The sequence below is a fragment of the Bacillus andreraoultii genome (assembly GCF_001244735.1).
GTDB lineage: Bacteria > Bacillota > Bacilli > Bacillales > Caldibacillaceae > Caldifermentibacillus > Caldifermentibacillus andreraoultii.
This window is the reverse complement of record NZ_LN868937.1, coordinates 229,738-249,780: the sequence shown is the minus strand read 5'-3', so window position 1 is coordinate 249,780 and position 20,043 is coordinate 229,738. Positions and strand designations below refer to the sequence as shown.

Sequence of the window (20,043 nt, the reverse complement as noted above, 5' to 3'; positions counted from 1 at the left end):
CAATACGAATGAAAATCTAGTAATCTATCATTATTGCTTTGGTACTTCAATTAATATGGCATCTCCCTGGCCGCCACCAGAGCAAATCGCTGCTATACCTAAGCCACCACCTCTTCTTTTTAATTCATAAGCTAATGTTAAGATGATTCTAGCCCCACTGGCACCAATTGGATGTCCAAGAGCAACCGCTCCTCCATTAACATTCACTTTTTCCATGTTTAATCCTGCAATTTGGGCAGACGCTAAAGTTACTGCTGAAAAAGCTTCATTAATTTCAAATAAGTCGATGCCCGCTACTGTCTTCCCAACCTTTTGTAACAACTGATTAATGACAAGGCCAGGTGTTTTTGGGAAATCTTTCGCTTCAACTGCTATCGAGGCATTAGCCAAGATTTTTGCAAGTGGCTTTTTTCCTTCCTTCTCCGCCTTTTCCTCACTCATTAACACGAGGGCACATGCGCCATCATTCACCCCAGGCGCGTTTCCTGCTGTTACCGTTCCGTTCTTATCAAATGCTGGTTTTAAGCTTGCGAGTTTTTCTAATGAAGTGTCTTTTCTAGGAGCTTCATCCGTATGAACAATAAGTGGTTGCCCCTTCCGTTGTGGAATTTCAACTGAGATAATTTCTTCTTGAAGGATCCCTGATTCAATAGCTTTACAAGCACGTTCATGACTCACTAAAGCCCATTGATCTTGATTTTCACGTGAGAGCTGTAATTCTTCGGCCGTACTATTCCCATACGTTCCCATATGTACTCCAGTGAAACTACAAGTGAGCCCGTCATAAATCATTAAATCAATAACTTGGTCATGACCCATTCGGTAGCCGGCCCTTGCTTTTGGTAAAATATATGGGGCATTCGACATCGACTCCATACCACCTGCAACAATGGTTTCCTTCTCACCAGCCCGAATGAATAAATCTGCCAAAGCAACACTGCGCATACCTGATGCACAAACTTTATTAATTGTCTCCGTACTCGTTTCCCAAGGGATATTAGCCTGACGTGCAGCCTGTCTTGAAGGTAATTGTCCTTGTCCCCCTTGTAACACTGTTCCTAATACTACGTGGTCAACTTCTTCAGGTTTTACACCTGATCGCTCTAGCGCACCTTTAATTGCAATTCCACCTAATTCTGAAGCTGTTAAACTACTTAAAGCGCCATTTAATTTTCCAAATGGTGTACGAGCACCGTCAATTATTACTGTATGAACCATTTTATATCCCCCTAATTCATGAATTCTTCTCCCTTTATTGAATAGACAATTATCGTTTTATTTCTGCTTCATTAATGATAGATGTAATGATGTGTAATGAATCCCATTCTCCCTTTGAAAATTCAATAATTGGGTATTTTTTTGGAAACAGTTGATTGTTAATTTCTTCAATTGTAAAACCATTTTTATATAGTTGCAGCGTCTTACTTGAGATGTCTTCTAAATAGTCAAGTTTCTGTTCTAATCTTTTTCGCCCATCCTTGACATACCCCGCATGGCTACAAAACATGCATTCAAAATCATATGTTAATAAATGGCGAATGGAGTTCATTATTACTTGGATCGACTCACTTGCCATAATCACTTTTGTCCACGGCGATACAAACAAATCACCGGTAAATATTTTTCCTGTTTCACTATTGAAAAAGGCAACATGGTCATCCGCGTGACCTGGTGTATAAATCACTTCCCATTCTAATGTTCTAGATTGAATTTTTTCACCGATTGCAATTGGTTGAAAAGGTTCTTTACTCCCCCAAGTCATTTGGCGATACAATGGATATGTTGCACCCTGTCTACAAAATTGAATCCCTTTTTCATGAACGTAAATAGGTACATTTTTATTTTTCTTAATCCACGATCCACATCCACTATGATCTTCATGACTATGCGTAAGTGAAACGAGATCAAAGGAATGTTGTTCATAAAAAGGAATGAAGTCTTCGAGCAAACATTGTGGACCTGTATCAATTAGCATTCCGTCAACTAAAAAGACATATACGGTACCTATTTTTCGACCAGTGCGAACGACCTTCCCTTCAACACAAGTAACGCCATTGTATTCATTGATTACTATCATTTATTGTCTCCTTCCAACTTGCTTTGTTACCGCTTGCATAGGTGCCATTTTTGGAAGTAATTTATTTTTGCCTTTCACCCCACTTATTAAAGTAGCGCATTTCAGCCGATGAAAGTGCTACCATCATTGATTGTCGACTGAACGCTCGCTCGATATTCTTTTTAAAATAAAGAGGGGACTGTTTCCCCCTCTATCCATCTACATCTACTATTACTATATAAAGTTATTATACTTTTATAACCATCTTAGGAAAATTTGAGCTTAATGAACAAGCTCCGTTTTTACGCCACATACTGCTTTTTCTAAAATTTCAGCAACGTCATATGTTTTCACCGTTTCTTCCACTTCTTTTGCCTTTGTACCATCTGACAACATTGTTAAGCAATACGGACAACCAGAACTAATTATATCTGGATTCACTTGTAATGCTTGCTCTGTTCTCGCCACATTTATCCGATGTCCCGTGTCTTCTTCTGTCCACATGAGGCCACCACCCGCACCACAGCACATGCCCGTGTCGCGGTTTCTTTCCATTTCAACTAATTTGACTCCTTTTATTGCTTTTAAGATTTCACGTGGTGGATCATATACTTCATTGTATCGCCCTAAGTAACAAGAATCGTGGAACGTAATCGTTTCATTCACTTCATAAACCGGTTTTAATTTTCCTTGTTTTACTAAGTCATACAAAATCTCTGTATGGTGGTAAACTTCTGCTTTTAAGCCAAAGTCTGGATACTCATTTTTAAAAGTATTGTATGCGTGCGGATCAATTGTTACAATCTTTTTCACATCATTTTTCTCAAATTCTTCAATATTTTTTGTTGCGAGTTCTTGGAATAAAAACTCGTTACCAAGGCGTCTTGCTGTATCCCCAGAATTTCGTTCTTTATTCCCTAATATTGCAAAAGAAATGCCAGCTTCATTCATTAATTTTGCAAAGGATAAAGCAATTTTTTGGCTTCGGTTATCATACGCACCCATCGATCCAACCCAGAATAAGTACTCGAACTCTTCCCCTTTTTTCTTTAGTTCTTTTACTGTTGGGATGTATACATCATCACGAAGGTCACGCCAGTTTTCACGGTCTTTTTTGTTTAATCCCCATGGGTTGCCTTGCTTCTCAATATTTTGAATAGCACGTTGGGCATCTGGTTTCATTTTCCCTTCAGTTAAAACTAAATAACGGCGTAAATCGATAATTTTATCGACATGCTCATTCATTACCGGACATTGATCTTCACAGTTTCGACATGTTGTACACGCCCAAATTTCTTCTTCGGTAATAACATCACCAATTAAGCTTTTTTCGTATAGTGCTGTTGCAGCAGATTCTTGCGCACCTAGACCTCTTGCTTGTAGTGCTAATTGATTTCCTGTTGTATTGGAGAATAAAACTCCTGGTACCCATGGTGTTTTTGACGTAACAGCTGCTCCGTAGTTTGTCAGATGGTCACGCATTTTTACAATTAAATCCATCGGTGAAAGCATTTTACCTGTTCCTGTTGCCGGACACATATTTGTACAACGGCCACACTCCACACATGCATATAAATCAACTAATTGCAATTGAGTAAAATCTGTTATTTTCCCAACACCAAAGGACTCTTGTGTTTCGTCTTCAAAGTCAATTGGGCGAAGCTTCCCTGGTTTATCTAGACGATTTAGGAAGACGTTTGCTGGTCCTGCAATTAAGTGAGCGTGCTTTGATTGTGGTACATATACTAAAAATGTTAGTAAAACAATTAGATGGATCCACCAAGCAATATAGAAGATGACAATGCTTGCTGTTTCACCCACCCAAGAAAATCCTGTCGCAATTAAAGATGCAACTGGTTCTGACCACGTTGGTTCATGCCCGTGCCAAATGATGCCCATTCCATTACCAATTAACACAGTTAACATTAAACTTCCTATAAAGATGAGTACTAGTCCATTTTTAAACCCTCGTTTTAAACGGACGAGTTTCTCAATATAGCGTCGATAAAATGCCCATACAACCGCAACTAAAATAGTTAACGTAACCATTTCCTGGAAGAAGGTAAAGCCAGGATAAACAGGTCCAAACGGTAAGTGTGCTCCTGGGACTAATCCTTTAATGATAAAATCAATTGCCCCAAATTGAACTAATATGAATCCATAGAAAAACATAACGTGGATAATTCCACTCTTTTTATCCTTCAATAATTTCTTTTGGCCAAATACGTTTACCCAAATTTTCTGGAATCGCTCATTGAATTTTCGGTCAAACTCTTCTTTTTTTCCTAATTTAATATAACTAACCCTTGTTTTAATTAAATAGGAAAATAAGTAAACACCGTAAGCGATTACAGCAATTGTTGCAATCCAATTGATGATAAGCAATGTCTGACTCACTATGTTTCCCCCTTTTCGTTCCCCTTGCCATAAACTCTTATGGCTAGAAACAATTTTGTTGATACATTCCCTATATTCTTACCTCTATTATATAATGAATGAGCATTCAGTCAATAATTTTGTTCATTTTTTTAAAAAATTTCTTATTAATGAAAAATATAAAGAATCCCTTCACTTTTCTAACTACATGTCCAATATATGATTTTCTCATGTAGAATATGTATAATACGGTATACACTACTATTATTTGGAGAAAATATCACTTTAGTTGACGAATGTTTATGCGAAACAAGAACAGGAGGAGACCTTTTGAAGTTATTTTTATGGATTTTATTCATTTTTGTCATTTTTATTTGTCTTCTCTTTCTCGACTTTTATTTTGGGCGTAGACAACATCTAAAAGAGATTGACTCTTTCCACTTTCCAATCCGTTATAGTAACATGGAGATTTTTACAAATGGAACGAATTTATTTCAGCAAACCGTTCGAGACATAAAAGGGGCGAACCACCATATTCATATTTTGTTTTACATATTTCGTGACGATCCTTTTGGCAGTCTTATGCTTGAGTTATTAGAAAAGAAAAGGGCAGAAGGGGTTCAAGTCCGATTATTAATTGACTGGGTCGGTAGTTTATTTTTCCCCCGTCGCCGAATAAAAGAGCTACGAAAAAGAGGAATTGAGATTTCATTTTGTCATGTACCAAGCTTTCCATTCCTTCTTTATAAGTTACAAAGTCGGAACCATAGAAAGATTATGGTTATTGATGGAAAAATCGGTTTTCTCGGCGGATTTAATATTGGCAAAGAGTATGTGAATCGTGATGAAGTTCTTAACCCTTGGCGAGATTGCCATGTTCGGTTTACAGGGGAAGGCGTTCAAGACTTACAAAAACAATTTTTAACAGATTGGAGGAAAGCCGGCAATCATTTTATTGAACACGCAGACTATTATCCACATTTAGAGAAAGGAGATATAAAGCACCAATTTTTCACATACGAAGGGACAGGTTTAGAAGAAGATATTTGTCATCTATTAGACTCTGCTAAGGAGCAAGTTATTATCGGGTCTCCATATTTCATTCCAGGAAAAAAGGCATTTCTCCAGCTAAAGCAATGTATCAAAAGAGGAGTAGACGTTACCATTATCGTTCCTGGAATCAGTGATCATCCTTTAATAAAAGAGGGATCCTTCCGCTATTTACGTAAACTTTTACAACTCGGCTGTACCGTCTACCACTATCAAGAAGGATTTTATCACGCAAAAGTTTTTATTATTGATCAAGACCTTTGCTCAATTGGAACGGCCAATTTTGATAAACGAAGCTTTTATTACAATTATGAAATGAATAGTATTTTTTACGATAAAAACATAACAAAGCAGATGCTTGATATTGCAAATAGAGATATTGCTAAATCTTCTCCTGTTACTCTAAAAAAACTCTATCCTAAAAAAGTTTCTGCCGTGGTTAAAGAATGGATTGCCTTTGTTATTTCACCACTTTTATAAAAATAGATTTTCAACTGGATAGAAAAGCGGGATAACATCGATATTTGTTCGACAAATGAACGATTGTTTTCCCGCTAATCTTACCACTTATTAAGATTTAATTTTCACTTACTGCCTCAAACGTAAATTTCAATTCATATGTACCTACTTCTATTTGTTCAATAAAAAAGTGATAATTCACCTTCATTTCACCAGATTTCTTTTCCTCATTCCAATGGTAATCCATTTCCACCGTACTTGTTTCTACTGTAAATGTTCCGACATCCGTTTTATATGTTCCACTCATAAGCTCATTTTCTTTAAAAAAGAGACGCATATTCATTGCCCCCCGACGTAAAACTTGAACCTCAGAGTTTGTTCCGTCTTGCTGTACAATATGCTTTACAATCGTATGGACCTTCCCTTTCTCCCATATTTCATCAAAAATAAGATATGAGCTTTGATTTTTTATATAAAATTGTCCAAAAACAATCAGTTCAAAGTCTTCTTTTTGTCCATCACGGTCAATTTTCGTTTGTAAGTTTATTTTTACTGGTGTTCCAGCTGTTTTCAATCGATCACTTCCTAACCTTTAATCAAATGCGTCCTAGCTTCGTCCTCTAACTGAAGTAGACAACGTTTATTTTATCTATCTCTTTCGATTATATCAATGAAGGATATGAATATTCATTTGTTAGCCATCGTCCCTTGTTGGATTAGGATATTTTTTCCTGCCAGATGGGTTTAAAATCTTTATTGATTTTCCATACTAAATAAGAGGATTTGCTGCGATCTCGACTCTAATATACGTTTTTAAATACTTCGTAAAGGGGGGCGTCTTATGGAACTTAAAGTTAACCCATACTTTAGAAAAACACTTAAATATGTTCATCTTTTAATCATCATCATCTCGTGTATAATCATCATTGGGTTTGTATCTATTTTCACAACATATACGGTTGCGCGTCTTGCAGGACCTCCCCCGTTTGATATTCCTCAATCTACTTTATATTTAGCAGATGATGGATCTGTAATCGGTGAAACACATAATGGACAGAAGCGGTATTGGGTGCGGCTTGATGATATTTCACCTTATTTAATCGATGCAACACTCGCTATTGAAGACCAACGTTTCTATTCCCATATTGGCTTTGATCCAAAACGAATGGCTGGCGCTTTAGTCGCTGATGTAAAAGCGATGGCCAAAGTTCAAGGGGCGAGCACGATTTCCCAACAATATGCCCGTAATTTATTTTTAAGTCACGAGAAAACTTGGACAAGGAAAATAAAGGAAGCTTTTTATACCATTCGTTTAGAGGCAAACTATTCTAAAAAAGAAATTTTAGAAGGATATTTAAATACAATTTATTATGGACACGGGACATATGGAATTGAGGCGGCCAGTAAATATTATTTTAATAAAAGTGCAAAAGATTTAAGTTTAAGTGAAGCCGCCCTTTTGGCAGGAATACCAAAGGGGCCAAATCATTTTTCACCTTTTGTATCTTATGAAAAGGCGAAAAATCGTCAAGAAGTCATTTTAAATGAAATGCAAAAGCAATGGTTCATTACCCACGAACAATTTGTTACAGCGAAGAAAGATAAAATTCAACTTGCTTACAAGAAGGATACAAACCAAGAGCGTATTGCTCCCTATTTTCAAGATGTTGTTCTTCAACAATTAAAAACAAAAATTGGTCTTGATGAAAGAACAGTCGAACTCGGTGGATTACGAATTTATACCACATTGAGCCCGAAACTACAAAAAATTGCTGAAAAACAAGTAGAGAAAGTCATTCCGGAAAATTCAATGATTCAAACGGCTGCTGTAGTTATGGATCCAAAAACCGGTTATGTAAGAGCACTTATTGGCGGTCGTGATTATAAAGAATCTAGTTATAACCGAGCAGTTCAGGCAATGAGACAGCCTGGTTCAACATTGAAACCGATTCTCTATTATGCGGCTATAGAGAAAGGATTTACACCTGTCTCTACTTTTCGAAGTGAGCATACGACATTTACTTTTGATGATGGCCATGAAACATACTCACCAAGTAACTTTAATCATAAATACGCAAATGATGATATTACATTAGTACAAGCTCTCGCCTTATCAGACAATGTATATGCTGTGAAAACCCATCTCTTTCTTGGAATGGATACTCTGATTGAGACTGCAAAAAAATTTGGAATTCACTCTGAAATGGCGGATGTTCCATCATTAGCATTAGGAACATCCAATGTACGACTAATTGAAATGGCAAATGCCTATAGTCTATTTGCAAATGGTGGAAGAGCAGTAGAACCGATTTTTATTACAAAAGTAGTTGATCATGAAGGTAATATTATTTATGAAAATAAAAGAAAACCCGAGCAGTCACTTGACCCTGATGCAACATTTGTAATGACACATATGTTAACAGGTATATTTGATGAACGTTTAAATGGGTATACAAAAGTGACAGGGCAAAATATCATACCGAAAATATCCCGCATTTATGCAGGGAAATCTGGGTCGACAAATACAGACAATTGGATGATTGGCTTTACACCGAGTTTAGTGACGGCTGTTTGGACAGGCTATGATAAGGGAAAACCAATTACTCGTACAGATGAAAAACAATATTCGAAAAATCTTTGGGTACAAATTATGGAGGAATCCTTAAAGGGTGAACCTGCCCAAACGTTTAAACCGACAAAAGGTGTCGTTGGAGTTCCTATTCATCCAGAAACAGGCTTACTTGCAACAAAGGATTGTCCGGTTAGCAGGTACACATATTTTATTAAAGGAACGGAGCCAACAGAATATTGTACAAAACCAGACAAGCCTATAAAAGAACATCGTAAAAAGGACGAAGCAAAACAAGATAAACCGTGGTACAAAAAGTGGTTTAAGTGGATTAATTAAAGTAAAGTGAAAAAATCAGTGGGCAAATGATGCTCACTGATTTTTTAATCGTTCTTATAGCCGTCACATACGACAATTATTCAATACATCCAAGATCACGCTTTAATTGTTCACTTGATCTTTCCCATATTCCACCTTCTTGTTCCTTTAAAAACTCAGCCAAGACCTTTTTTGAAGATTCATCCATATGGTCAACAATGAAATGTCCTTTCATCGATTTATCCATGCGATTAACGTGTTCCGGCAATGATTTATAACCCCGACGAGCTGCCCGATCTGCAATTAATTCACAAGCAGTTACTCCATAATAAAATGGACCGTCTTCATTCCGTTCAATTGTTACCCACACGAGCCAGTACGGTTTCCCATTTGGAACTTCTTCTTTATTTGGCACGAACTTAAGTCCCTTTTCTACTTTACTTTTCGCATGCATGGCACCAACATCAACAAATGCTGTTTTTTCGTTAATGTCGATAAAAACGGGTGTGACATTTTCTAAATTTAATACACCTGTACCAAATCCCTTATGTCCATCAGTCGGGTCATTTTTTATAATATTAAATTGGACTGTCTTTTTTTCTTTTTTTTCTTCCATAATAAAACCTCCCACATGATATCGAATTAAAAGATTTTAACAGAAGGCTGTTTTCATAACATTGTTGTTATTTTTGAGAATCCAGCCAAAAAAAACAATTGTAAGAAATCAAGGATGCCGTAAAAGAAAAATGGGATAACCGTCTGAAGTACTGGACCTAAAGTAATATTATATAATGGATCAACCACGATAAGGATGAGAAAGATAATCATCCCATACACTTCGTATTGTGACATTTTCGCCCGAGTACTTGGTGATACAACATCTTGAATCATCCGATAACCGTCTAATGGGGGAAGCGGCAATAAATTAAAGACAAATAGCAAAACATTTAAATATGTAAACCAATAAAAAAGTTCATAAATAGATTTACCAAGAGTGCCTTCCCAACCAAGATTCATCGTTACCATTAATAACAATCCACCTAATACTGCCAATATAAGATTACTTAACGGACCCGCTAAAGAAACAAGCACGCCAGCTAAACGTGGATTTTTAAAATGGAAACGATTAACTGGGACAGGTCTTGCCCAACCAAAACCAGCAATTAACAAGACAATGGTGCCAATCGGATCAAGATGTACCATTGGATTTAGCGTTAACCGACCTTCATTTTTTGCGGTTGAATCCCCAAACTTATAGGCAACAGCTGCATGGGCGTATTCATGAACTGTAAAAGCAATAATTAAAGTAATAATAATGTAGGGCATGACTTCAAGCGGAAAGGCTAGAAAATTAAAAACATCCATAGATTCGCTCCTTTTTCTTATCTTTTATCACTTATTTTATCATCTATTACCATAGAACTCACTTTTTATTAACTTTAAATGTATTTTCTTTTTCTTTTAAAACTGTGATAATATGAGTTTATAAATTGATACTTACCATTGGAGGAGATTCATATGCCATATGTAACTGTGAAAATGTTAGAAGGACGTTCCGACGAACAAAAGAAAGCATTAGTAGAAAAAGTTACTGAAGCAGTTGTTGAAACGACTGGGGCAAGTAAAGAGAAAGTTGTCGTTTTTATTGAAGAAATGCAGAAGCAACATTATGCCGTTGCAGGAAAACGGATGAGTGATAATTAAATCATCAAAAAAGAGAATCCATACTCGTAAGGCGACGATGTAAACGAGTCTATCATACAGTATTTAAAAAGGGGAGTCTTATCGAATAAGACGTTCTCTTTTGAATCACAAAACACAAAAAAATATTTGAATTAGCACAAGAAAAAGCATGGAGATTCCATGCTTTTTTATCATTAGAACTTACGGATATACACATGGAAATTGGGTGGAACTGGTATTAAACACATAAAAAGTAAATCCTGCTTTTTGAGCGTTATTTTACATTTTCATACCTCAAAAGAGAACTCGTTATGCTAATTTCATGGACTTCTTTGATTTAAAATAAAAAGTAATAGTATAATTAATTAATTAATTTTATTTATTTTTTACTAAATAAAATTAATAAAAACTTGAATATTATTTATCAGTTAATATATAATGGTACTAACAATGGTGAAGGAGGAAAAAGAATGAATCGGGATGAAGTGCCGAATTGGATTTTGGCATTAGATAAAGAATCTGTTGAATTTATACGAAAATTTGTAATGAACTCTGGCTCATTGAAGAATATGGCTGATATTTACAATGTGTCTTATCCAACGGTTCGTGCCAAGTTGGATTCATTGATTAAAAAAATCGAGTTAAACAGTAAAAAGGATGACGTGGAGTTCGTCAAAATGATAAAGAATTTAGTCATTGACGAACGGATCAGCTTAGATACAGCAAAATTAATTATTGATAAATATAAAAACGAAAGAAGTGACGTTTAGTGGAAAAGGTGTATGAATGGTTAATCGTTTTTGGCATTATTGGACTTCAATATTTCTTATCTCGAAGACAGAAGGCTTTTTGGGGAGCAATTCTTCCCATTGCATATATCGTCTTAATGATTACGTTGTTGGTTGCAAAAGGTTTTCATGAATGGGGTTCTGTAGTTTTTTATTCTATTTTGGGATTACTTGTGTTATTTGGAATTTGGGGTCAAGAAAGAGAGGAGTTAAACAAGAAAAGACAAAAAGAATTAGAAAAAATTCAAGCACAGGATTTATAAAAAACAATTTCTTGTCAATACCAAATATCCTTTTGACATAGTAATTCGCACACATTTTAGCACCGTATTTACCATAATGGGAATGTTTATTCTCCAACGTAAAATTAGGTTGCGATTTGCTATGCGAATTGACTTTCAAACAACTGATAAATGCTGATATATCAAAAAAAGAAAGGGTATAAAACCATTGCGATTCTATACCCTATTTGTGTTGCTAATTTAATTTTTGTGATTCTAAAGGGAACATCTTACTTATCGAAGACCCTCCTTTTTTAAAAACTTCTTATGCTAGGACGGACTTATTCAGTAATAGAGGTATCCCCTGTTTCTCCCTCTAAGGATGTTGATGTTGACATTAATTTTAATACAGCAATATATTCGAATGCTTCATCAATTTCTTCGCGCGTATATCGTTGCTTACTTTTAACTTGGTCAATTTTTTCGTAAATGTCTTCTTTCGGTAAGTTGTCAAAATATAACACGGTAGAAACAAGTTCTAAAAACCGAGAGCTTTTTTCATTCATATCAATTAAGCAGAAATCTAATGACGGCGGTAGTTTTTGTGTAACTAGGTCAAGAAACTCCTCTCCATTTTCCGTTAATTGGTAACGATACTGAAAATACCCGCCCTTTTTCTCTTTCACTTCATCGAGAAACCCCATATTCACAAGTTCCTCTACTTGCAATGTTAATTCCTCTGAATACGGTCCATAAAAATGAAAGTTGAATTTTTCGCGGTAAGGGAAGGATAGTCTTTTTGCAATATAGATCATTTTTTGTAACTTTTTCCGCCCGATAACCTCTTTTGCTGATCGGATTGCATAAAGAATTTTGGCATGTTCAAAAAGCATTCATTTCATCTCCTACTTTATCAACTACTTTATATTTGGGCTTGGGCATATTCTTGATTGTGATTAGGTCAACTGTTCATGCCTAGTAATTCTTGAATTTGTCTTTTCTCAGTTTTCTTAGTGGATTCATCCTTCACCAGATCAAGAGGAAAATATAACTTATGATCTGTTCGTCGTTTCCCGCTAATCGCTTCAACAATTTCAGACTCCCGAGATAATTCACGAATTTCCCCATCTGGCATCGATAATTGGATTGGTAACCGCTCCCCTTCCTCACCAGGTCGATAAAAATCATACGGGAGATCCGAGGAAGAGTCGAGTACTAAATAGTATTCTGGGTTTATACCCGCTTTAGTAAATAAGCTCACAAGATTCATATATTTTTTATATTCTGTGGCTGGGTCAAACTCAATATATTTAAATAAGTTTCTATTTAAAAAGCGATAACATAAATCTTTTAAAATCGGATCATCCTCTTCTTGCCAAACATGAAAATAGTATAGAACGACGGATTCATCCAATTCTAAGTAATCTTTTAACTTCGGTTGTTCGGAAAAAAGGGTAATAAAATGCTTCGGTTCATGTTTAAATTGGTAAAATTGCCCATATAGTTCTTTTGCACGATGGAGGATTTTTTGTAAAATTACTTCTGCAGATCGAGATACTGGGTGAAAATATACTTGCCAATACATTTGATACCGGCTCATTATGTAATCTTCAACTGCATGCATCCCACTCTTCTTAAAAACAACTTGATCTTCCCGAGGCCGCATAACACGCAAAATTCGTTCCATATCAAAATGTCCATAACTCACTCCAGTAAAATAGGCATCTCTTAATAAATAATCCATTCGGTCAGCATCAATTTGGCTGGAAATTAAACTAATGACTAGTTTATTCTCCGATGTTTTGGCAATCACCTCAGCTACTTTTTTAGGAAAATCAGCCTCGACTCTATTTAGTACTTGATTGACCTCTGTATCTCCTAAAATAATGGATTGAGTAAAATATTCATGATCCAATTCAAATACTTTTTCAAATGCATGGGAAAACGGACCATGTCCTAAATCGTGGAGTAATGCAGCACAGAGAGATAGAAGTCGATCAGATTCATTCCACTTCGCTCTACCTTTAAAGACATCGTCGACAATTCGCCGGACAATTTCGTACACACCTAGCGAATGGCTGAAACGGCTATGTTCTGCACCATGAAACGTAAGAAATGTCGTACCTAGTTGTTTAATCCGTCTTAGTCTTTGGAACTCTTTCGTACCGATTAAGTCCCAAATTACCCGATCACGAACATGAACATAACTATGGACAGGGTCTTTGAAAACCTTCTCTTCTCTCAATTTTTCCGTTGCGTAACCCATAGTAAACCCTCTTCCTTTATTTCATGTATCCATTATATCGAGTTTTCCCGTTCGTTTCATCCCTTTCCACATTTTTTCACTCAACTGTTTTTCAAAACTTTATTTTTATCGGCATAGTCAGATACTTTCCTCTAATGTCATTCATTCATAATAAAATTACATTCGTAAATATTAACAAATAAAAAAGGGCTGAACGGTTCCACAGCCCATGTTAAAATAATCATTTCAATTTTTGCTTTACTTTCTCCATTAATTCATCTTCCGTTAAAGCCGCAACAGGACGGTTGTTAACAAAAGTAAACGTTTTTTTCCGGCCTGGCCCACAGTAAGATTGACAACCAATCTTTATTTCTGCATCGGGGTCCAATTCTTTTAATTTGGGAATTAATGTTTTTAGATTCACTGCTTGGCAGTCATCGCAAACTCGAAATTCGTTTGCCATTTTTCTACAGTCCTTTCAATACGAAAATTTCTTTATGAAAATCCGTCTGGAAATGATATATTTTGTTGAACGATGTCAATTAATCACTAATTGGTATTGTACAACCAAGGAATTTGAATATCAAGTATGTGAAAAAGAGTTGATTAAATTGTAAAATATTCATTTTTCCTAAACGTATTGTCATTCAACATATACGCTAACTAAAAAAAATAAAAAACTATTATCCTTTTATCTTTATTTGTATAAATTTCTAAAAAAATGTCCATCATAGTACTACTGAACTTTAAAAAGGGAGTCCTTTATCCAAAAACTAACAAACATGTAATAAGGACAATAATAAACGAATTTGGGAGTTGAGAATAATGAAAGTACGTCAAGATGCATGGACAGATGAAAATGATTTATTGTTAGCAGAAACCGTTCTACGACATGTTCGAGAAGGAAGTACTCAATTAAATGCTTTTGAAGAGGTTGGTGACAAGTTAAACCGAACAAGTGCAGCCTGTGGTTTTCGTTGGAATGCAGTTGTACGCCATAAGTATGAGAAAGCATTACAATTAGCTAAAAAACAACGGAAACAGAAACAAAGATTATTAGGAAAAGATCACGGTGGAAAGAAAAAGCTGTTATATCAACCACCGATGCCAACATTTGAAGAATTGGAACTATCAACAGAATTAAGTCCAGTTGGAAGTGAAACGACAGAAAATCATGATGCCATACCTACGATTGAGCATCAAGTTGTTACACCAAGCGCAACGACAACAGTAGCAACACAAAATATTACGATGGATACAGTCATTCACTTTTTACAAAACTTGAACAATTCCAATCTACAAGCAACCATTTATAAAAGCGAGAATGAAAGATTAAAACGGGAATTAGCAGAATTACGAAAACAAAATGCAGAACTGGAAGAGAAAGTAAAGGAATTAGAAGAAAATTCAACAACGATGCAAGAAGATTATGAGACATTAGTAAAGATTATGAATCGAGCGAGAAAGCTTGTATTATTTGATGAAGAGGAGGCACCGTCATCAACTTTTAAGATGGACCGTAACGGAAATCTTGAAAAAGTTGCTGAATAACGGTTTGGTAACAACAGAATATGAATATACGAGGAGCTGGACTAAATACAGCTCCTTTTCATCCTTCATACAACAGGTAAAAGAGAAGTTGATGATCATTTAGCGCCTGAATATCGTCCAACATTACTTCGGTAGCCATTTTTCATTACGCTCAATGACCCTTGTATAATACCGTTCATATAAGTTACTTTCTTCTGCAGTTAATTGACTACTGTAAAATTTCCCACCACTAATTTTCTGTAAAACTTGCAAAAATCGCATCATACATTGTTCAATAGTTAAATTTATCCCTAACAATTCTGTTAAAGAAGCCATTACTTCAGGCCTTATTTTCGGATATTCAAATTTCGTTTCCGTATTTTTCAAGGCTTTTTCGTAAAATTGACGAATCACTTCCGCACGCTTGCTCCCGCTACCTGTTACACATAAATAGATTTGTACAGCGACACCTTTTTTTACACGCCGTTGTGAAATTCCCGCGAACTTTTTCCCATTAATGCTTAAATCATAACTCCCTGGGCAATAAGAACCATGGATTTCACGTGCCTCAATTTGGTCAGTTAAATCGGCAAACATTAGCTGTACAAATCGATACATCGCTTCATAGCCACGGTTAATATCGATTCCCTTTTCTTTTTCTGGGAAGATTAGAGTGATATTTAATACACCTTCATCTAAAAAGACCGCTAGTCCACCTGAAGTACGTACAATATATCGGAAACCTTCTTCTTCTAAATAACTTAGTCCGTCTTCTAAATGAGGCAGTCGAATATCTTGAATCCCCAAAATAATGGAATCATAGTGTACCCACGTCCGGGCAACTGCTTTTGACTTGCCTGTTCCTACTGATTCACATAACGTATCATCCATCGCGAATGATTGAAGTGGATGAAACAATGGACCTAAGCTAGATTGATCAATAATTCTCCATTCTGATTGTTGAAGAAGTGAAAGAACATCTTCCATACGTTATTCTCCTATCTACAACGTAAAAGCACCTCACCTAGGCTTTTACTTGACTATCACGAACAGTCATGACCGTTCTAGTTATAAAGAAAAAGTTGACTTACTCGCCTTCATTAATATGTAAAAGGTTTTTCCATAAGCCAACTTTCTTAACTCTTCCTATTCCTTTATAAATTCTATTGTAAGCTTTGTGCTGCAGTAATTAAAGCTAATTTATAGACATCTTCTTCATTACAGCCACGGGATAAATCATTTACAGGGGCATTTAATCCTTGTAAAATTGGTCCGACAGCTTCAAAATTCCCTAAACGTTGAGCAATTTTATAACCGATATTTCCTGCTTCTAAACTTGGGAAAACAAATACGTTTGCATCTCCTTTAATAACAGAACCTGGTGCTTTTTTCTCAGCAACAGATGGTACAAATGCAGCGTCAAATTGGAATTCCCCATCTACAACTAAATTTCGATTCATTTCTTTCGCTAATTTTACTGCTTCTGCTACTTTTTCAGTTTCTTCTGATTTCGCTGATCCTTTTGTCGAAAAACTTAACATCGCCACTTTCGGATCAATATCAAACATTTTTGCTGTTTTTCCACTTTCAACCGCTACTTCAGCTAAACCTTCTGCATCTAATGTAATATTGATGGCACAGTCTGCAAATACATATTTTTCATCACCACGAACCATAATGAACGCCCCTGAAGTTCTCTTAACACCTTGTTTCGTTTTAATAATTTGTAGTGCTGGACGAACTGTATCTGCAGTAGAATGAGCGGCACCACTGACAAGGCCGTCTGCTTTATGTAAATAAACAAGCATTGTTCCGAAATAGTTTTCATCTTTTAATAATTGGCGAGCTTGTTCTTCCGTTGCTTTTCCTTTGCGTCGTTCCACAAATTTTTCTACAAGCATGTCCATTTCAGGATATGTATTCGGATCTAAAATTTCAATACCTTCTATAGATAGACCTAACTCTTCTGCTTTATTCGTTAACTCTGATTCATTACCTACTAAAATTGGTTTTAAAATATTTTCCGCTGCAAGGCGTGACGTTGCTTTTAAAATTCGTTCATCAGACCCTTCTGGAAAAATAATTTTCAAATCTTTTCCAGCTACTTTTTCTTTCACAATTGAGAATAAATCCATGTATTACATCCTCCTTTAAAATATCCATTTTTAGCATACTATTTGTGAAAAAAAATGCAAGTCATATATGTTATTGTGAAAAAATATTACACGTGTATGCGTATTGTTCTTCAATTTCTGACAGACTATTCTTTCAAGCAGAAGAAAATAAAGCGGATAGCAAAGATGTTTTATTCACAAATTTGTCAAATGCATGAAAGGAGAATTTAAAAGTTAAATTATGTTATAGTATAGGAAAATTGAACAAGGAGTGTTTCCAATGAGTGAGGCAGTACAAACGTTAGATGGTTGGTATTGTTTACATGATTTTCGTCATATTGATTGGACTTCATGGAAAAAATTATCTTCTGAAGAGAGACAAAAAGCACTTGATGAATTTCGACGTATTTTACATAAATGGCAAATGGTTGATGAAGAAAAACAAGGTAGTCACGCATTTTACTCGATTGTTGGCCAAAAGGCAGATTTTATGTTCATGATTTTACGTCCAACAATGGATGAATTAAATGAAATCGAAACAGCATTAAATAAAACAACATTGGCTGAATATTTAATCCCTGCCTATTCCTATGTATCTGTCGTAGAATTGAGCAGCTATTTAGCAAAGGATGATGGCAGTAATCCGTATGAAAATCCTTACGTCCAATCTCGACTATATCCTTCACTTCCAAAATCAAAATATGTTTGTTTCTATCCAATGGATAAACGTCGTGAAGGAAATGATAACTGGTACATGTTATCAATGGAAGAACGCCGCGAATTTATGAGAAGTCACGGATTAATTGGTAGAAGCTATGCAGGTAAAGTAAAGCAAATTATTACTGGATCTGTCGGTTTCGATGATTGGGAATGGGGTGTGACACTATTCTCAGATGATGTTCTTCAATTTAAAAAGATTGTTTATGAAATGCGCTTTGATGAAACAAGTGCACGATTTGGTGAATTTGGTTCATTCTTCGTCGGAACCTTACTTGATAACGAACGTTTTGAAGCAATGATGAATATTGAATAGACTCGATTACAATTATTTAAGGTCACGAAAATTTTCTCAACTCATTATGAACCATTTGCAATGGGGTACTACGGTCATTCACGACAAAATTGTACGATAAAAGAGCAAGAATGAGGAGCACAGGCGGTTGCTCCTATTTTTTTGTCATCTTTTCAGGAATAGCAAAAAGACTTCTGCATATATATGAAGTGTAGTCATTCTATTTCCTTTTAAAGCTATGTTTTCCTACAAACCTCCTACTACATGAAGTAATTTCTTTAAATCTATGAACCATCACTAACAATCCCTCATACAATGGAGATTAGAGCCTAACTCTTTTTCTGAAATGGGGGATTATTTTTGGCTGTCATTGCTACTAACGAAGCAGAAATTAAACTGCTTGCAAGACTAATCAGAGCGGAAGCCGAGGGTGAGGGCAACCTCGGTATGCTGATGGTCGGGAATGTTGGTGTCAACCGTGTTCGAGCAGACTGCCTTGACTTTCGCGATGTTCGAACCTTAAGGCAGATGGTATTTCAATCTCCGGGTGGTTTTGAAGCTACTCAAAAAGGATATTTTTATCAGCCAGCCAGGCAAAATGAAATTCGCTTGGCAAGGAGAGTAGTGAATGGAGAGCGATTCCATCCTGCATCCAATTCGTTATGGTTTTTCATGCCTACTGAAGGCTGCCCTGCCCAATGGTTTAACCAATGGAATTCCGGTCGTCATAAGTCACATTGTTTCTACTCTCCAAGTCAATCCGTATGCCCTTCTGTTTTCTAACTTTATTCAAAGATTTCCCCCACTGCTACAAGTGGAGGATGAATGCAAGAGGCCAAACTGCTAAGGGTTCAAATTCCGCTGAAATAAAGGAACGCAAGACTTGTGGCGCTCAAACAGTGTGGATTTTCCTAAGTGACCAACATCGTGTTGACCTAAAGCCCCCGGCGGATGCCACGATTTTTCAAAGGGAACTTTTCTTTAAGGAAGCTCGAAAAAAAGTCGGGCACAAATGCGGCTTGGTGCATTTCATATTAGGCAGTTTCAAAATAGGGATACGTCTACCCTTCAAGACTGTCAAAAGATGAATGATCGATTTTATGAGGAGGTTTTTTTATGTCCAATCAAGGAACTTACGGAGGCTATAATAACTCTAATTACCGCCAAGTGAATCCTTACCAAACTAATACGGGGTATCAATTCTCCCAACCTGTCCAGCAGGGTCAACAACAAGGTGCTGCTTTTATGCCTACTTTTCCACAAATTCCAGCTGGAACAATGATGCAAACGCCAGGGATGGCATCAACTGGCGTTCAAGTACCTGGCATGCTTCCAATCGAACAATCATACATTGAAAATATTTTACGACTTAACAAAGGAAAATTAGTTACCGTTTATATGTCATTTGAAGGCAGTCAAGAATGGAATTCAAAGGTTTTTCGAGGAATTGTCGAAGCTGCAGGCCGTGATCATTTAATCTTAAGTGACCCTGAAACTGGCTATCGTTACTTATTACCAATGGTTTACTTTAATTATGCTGTTTTCGAAGAGGAAATTTCCTACAACTATCCGTTTGCTCCTGGATTTCAACAAGCGGCAACATATCAACCACGGTAACCGAT

Annotated in this window: 20 protein-coding genes; 9 read left to right on the top strand and 11 right to left on the bottom strand. The window is 36.1% G+C overall.

Annotated features, from left to right (window positions below; all coding sequences use genetic code 11):
* Window positions 1–30 precede the first annotated feature (30 nt).
* The 3 genes from BN2144_RS06635 to BN2144_RS06625 form a co-directional block, all read right to left on the bottom strand.
* Entirely contained in the window at window positions 31–1,218 is a 1,188-nt protein-coding gene (locus BN2144_RS06635) for an acetyl-CoA C-acetyltransferase (protein ID WP_033827483.1), read from the bottom strand.
* Window positions 1,219–1,267: 49 nt separating this feature from the next.
* On the bottom strand, window positions 1,268–2,077 hold the full coding sequence (locus tag BN2144_RS06630; RefSeq protein WP_033827482.1) for an MBL fold metallo-hydrolase: 810 nt from the start codon (window positions 2,075–2,077) through the stop codon (window positions 1,268–1,270).
* Between the two features lie 261 nt (window positions 2,078–2,338).
* Complete coding sequence (locus BN2144_RS06625; RefSeq protein WP_187367038.1) at window positions 2,339–4,441, bottom strand: (Fe-S)-binding protein; 2,103 nt, start codon at window positions 4,439–4,441, stop codon at window positions 2,339–2,341.
* A 321-nt stretch (window positions 4,442–4,762) separates the two neighbouring features.
* Here BN2144_RS06625 and cls point away from each other — a divergent pair, with 321 nt between their 5' ends.
* Entirely contained in the window at window positions 4,763–5,962 is a 1,200-nt protein-coding gene (gene cls / locus BN2144_RS06620; RefSeq protein WP_050632228.1) for a cardiolipin synthase, read from the top strand.
* A gap of 97 nt (window positions 5,963–6,059) precedes the next feature.
* Here the strand turns inward: cls and BN2144_RS06615 are convergent, their stop codons facing one another.
* Window positions 6,060–6,515 (bottom strand): YwiB family protein, encoded by a 456-nt coding sequence (locus BN2144_RS06615; protein ID WP_033827480.1) that lies wholly within the window; start codon window positions 6,513–6,515, stop codon window positions 6,060–6,062.
* A 267-nt stretch (window positions 6,516–6,782) separates the two neighbouring features.
* On the opposite strand from BN2144_RS06615, the gene BN2144_RS06610 reads away from it, so the two are divergent.
* A complete protein-coding gene (locus BN2144_RS06610; protein WP_033827479.1) occupies window positions 6,783–8,849 on the top strand; it encodes a transglycosylase domain-containing protein in 2,067 nt (688 codons plus the stop codon).
* 76 nt (window positions 8,850–8,925) lie between these two features.
* On the opposite strand, the gene BN2144_RS06605 is transcribed toward BN2144_RS06610, so the two are convergent.
* Both BN2144_RS06605 and BN2144_RS06600 read right to left on the bottom strand, forming a co-directional pair.
* Complete coding sequence (locus tag BN2144_RS06605; RefSeq protein WP_033827478.1) at window positions 8,926–9,444, bottom strand: YwhD family protein; 519 nt, start codon at window positions 9,442–9,444, stop codon at window positions 8,926–8,928.
* A 53-nt stretch (window positions 9,445–9,497) separates the two neighbouring features.
* Window positions 9,498–10,193, bottom strand: a complete 696-nt coding sequence (locus tag BN2144_RS06600) for a site-2 protease family protein (RefSeq protein ID WP_042337699.1) — start codon at window positions 10,191–10,193, stop codon at window positions 9,498–9,500.
* 153 nt (window positions 10,194–10,346) lie between these two features.
* Between BN2144_RS06600 and BN2144_RS06595 the strand changes: the two genes are divergently transcribed.
* The 3 genes from BN2144_RS06595 (at window position 10,347) to BN2144_RS06585 (ending at window position 11,562) form a co-directional block, all read left to right on the top strand.
* Complete coding sequence (locus tag BN2144_RS06595; protein WP_033827477.1) at window positions 10,347–10,532, top strand: 2-hydroxymuconate tautomerase; 186 nt, start codon at window positions 10,347–10,349, stop codon at window positions 10,530–10,532.
* 449 nt (window positions 10,533–10,981) lie between these two features.
* On the top strand, window positions 10,982–11,281 hold the full coding sequence (locus tag BN2144_RS06590; RefSeq protein WP_033827476.1) for a DUF2089 family protein: 300 nt from the start codon (window positions 10,982–10,984) through the stop codon (window positions 11,279–11,281).
* A complete protein-coding gene (locus BN2144_RS06585; RefSeq protein ID WP_033827475.1) occupies window positions 11,281–11,562 on the top strand; it encodes a hypothetical protein in 282 nt (93 codons plus the stop codon). Before BN2144_RS06590 ends, BN2144_RS06585 begins: the two co-directional genes overlap by 1 nt.
* A gap of 299 nt (window positions 11,563–11,861) precedes the next feature.
* Here the strand turns inward: BN2144_RS06585 and BN2144_RS06580 are convergent, their stop codons facing one another.
* The 3 genes from BN2144_RS06580 to BN2144_RS06570 form a co-directional block, all read right to left on the bottom strand.
* Window positions 11,862–12,413 carry a YwgA family protein gene (locus BN2144_RS06580; RefSeq protein WP_042337697.1) on the bottom strand — a complete coding sequence of 184 codons (552 nt, stop codon included), beginning with the start codon at window positions 12,411–12,413 and terminating at the stop codon, window positions 11,862–11,864.
* Window positions 12,414–12,481: 68 nt separating this feature from the next.
* Complete coding sequence (locus tag BN2144_RS06575) at window positions 12,482–13,786, bottom strand: HD domain-containing protein (protein WP_033827474.1); 1,305 nt, start codon at window positions 13,784–13,786, stop codon at window positions 12,482–12,484.
* A 220-nt stretch (window positions 13,787–14,006) separates the two neighbouring features.
* Complete coding sequence (locus BN2144_RS06570) at window positions 14,007–14,228, bottom strand: YuzB family protein (protein ID WP_033827473.1); 222 nt, start codon at window positions 14,226–14,228, stop codon at window positions 14,007–14,009.
* 362 nt (window positions 14,229–14,590) lie between these two features.
* Between BN2144_RS06570 and BN2144_RS06565 the strand changes: the two genes are divergently transcribed.
* Entirely contained in the window at window positions 14,591–15,316 is a 726-nt protein-coding gene (locus BN2144_RS06565) for an RsfA family transcriptional regulator (RefSeq protein WP_033827472.1), read from the top strand.
* A gap of 123 nt (window positions 15,317–15,439) precedes the next feature.
* On the opposite strand, the gene BN2144_RS06560 is transcribed toward BN2144_RS06565, so the two are convergent.
* Together BN2144_RS06560 and pta are read right to left on the bottom strand one after the other, a co-directional pair.
* Window positions 15,440–16,282 (bottom strand): octanoyl-[GcvH]:protein N-octanoyltransferase, encoded by an 843-nt coding sequence (locus BN2144_RS06560; RefSeq protein ID WP_033827471.1) that lies wholly within the window; start codon window positions 16,280–16,282, stop codon window positions 15,440–15,442.
* Between the two features lie 176 nt (window positions 16,283–16,458).
* Window positions 16,459–17,430, bottom strand: coding sequence for a phosphate acetyltransferase (pta, locus tag BN2144_RS06555; protein WP_033827470.1), 972 nt, complete (start codon window positions 17,428–17,430; stop codon window positions 16,459–16,461).
* 259 nt (window positions 17,431–17,689) lie between these two features.
* Here pta and hemQ point away from each other — a divergent pair, with 259 nt between their 5' ends.
* The 3 genes from hemQ (at window position 17,690) to gerQ (ending at window position 20,038) form a co-directional block, all read left to right on the top strand.
* Entirely contained in the window at window positions 17,690–18,442 is a 753-nt protein-coding gene (hemQ, locus tag BN2144_RS06550) for a hydrogen peroxide-dependent heme synthase (protein ID WP_033827469.1), read from the top strand.
* Window positions 18,443–18,781: 339 nt separating this feature from the next.
* Window positions 18,782–19,204 (top strand): cell wall hydrolase, encoded by a 423-nt coding sequence (locus tag BN2144_RS06545; RefSeq protein WP_033827468.1) that lies wholly within the window; start codon window positions 18,782–18,784, stop codon window positions 19,202–19,204.
* Window positions 19,205–19,537: 333 nt separating this feature from the next.
* Window positions 19,538–20,038 carry a spore coat protein GerQ gene (gene gerQ, locus BN2144_RS06535; RefSeq protein WP_042337695.1) on the top strand — a complete coding sequence of 167 codons (501 nt, stop codon included), beginning with the start codon at window positions 19,538–19,540 and terminating at the stop codon, window positions 20,036–20,038.
* Window positions 20,039–20,043: the final 5 nt, after the last annotated feature.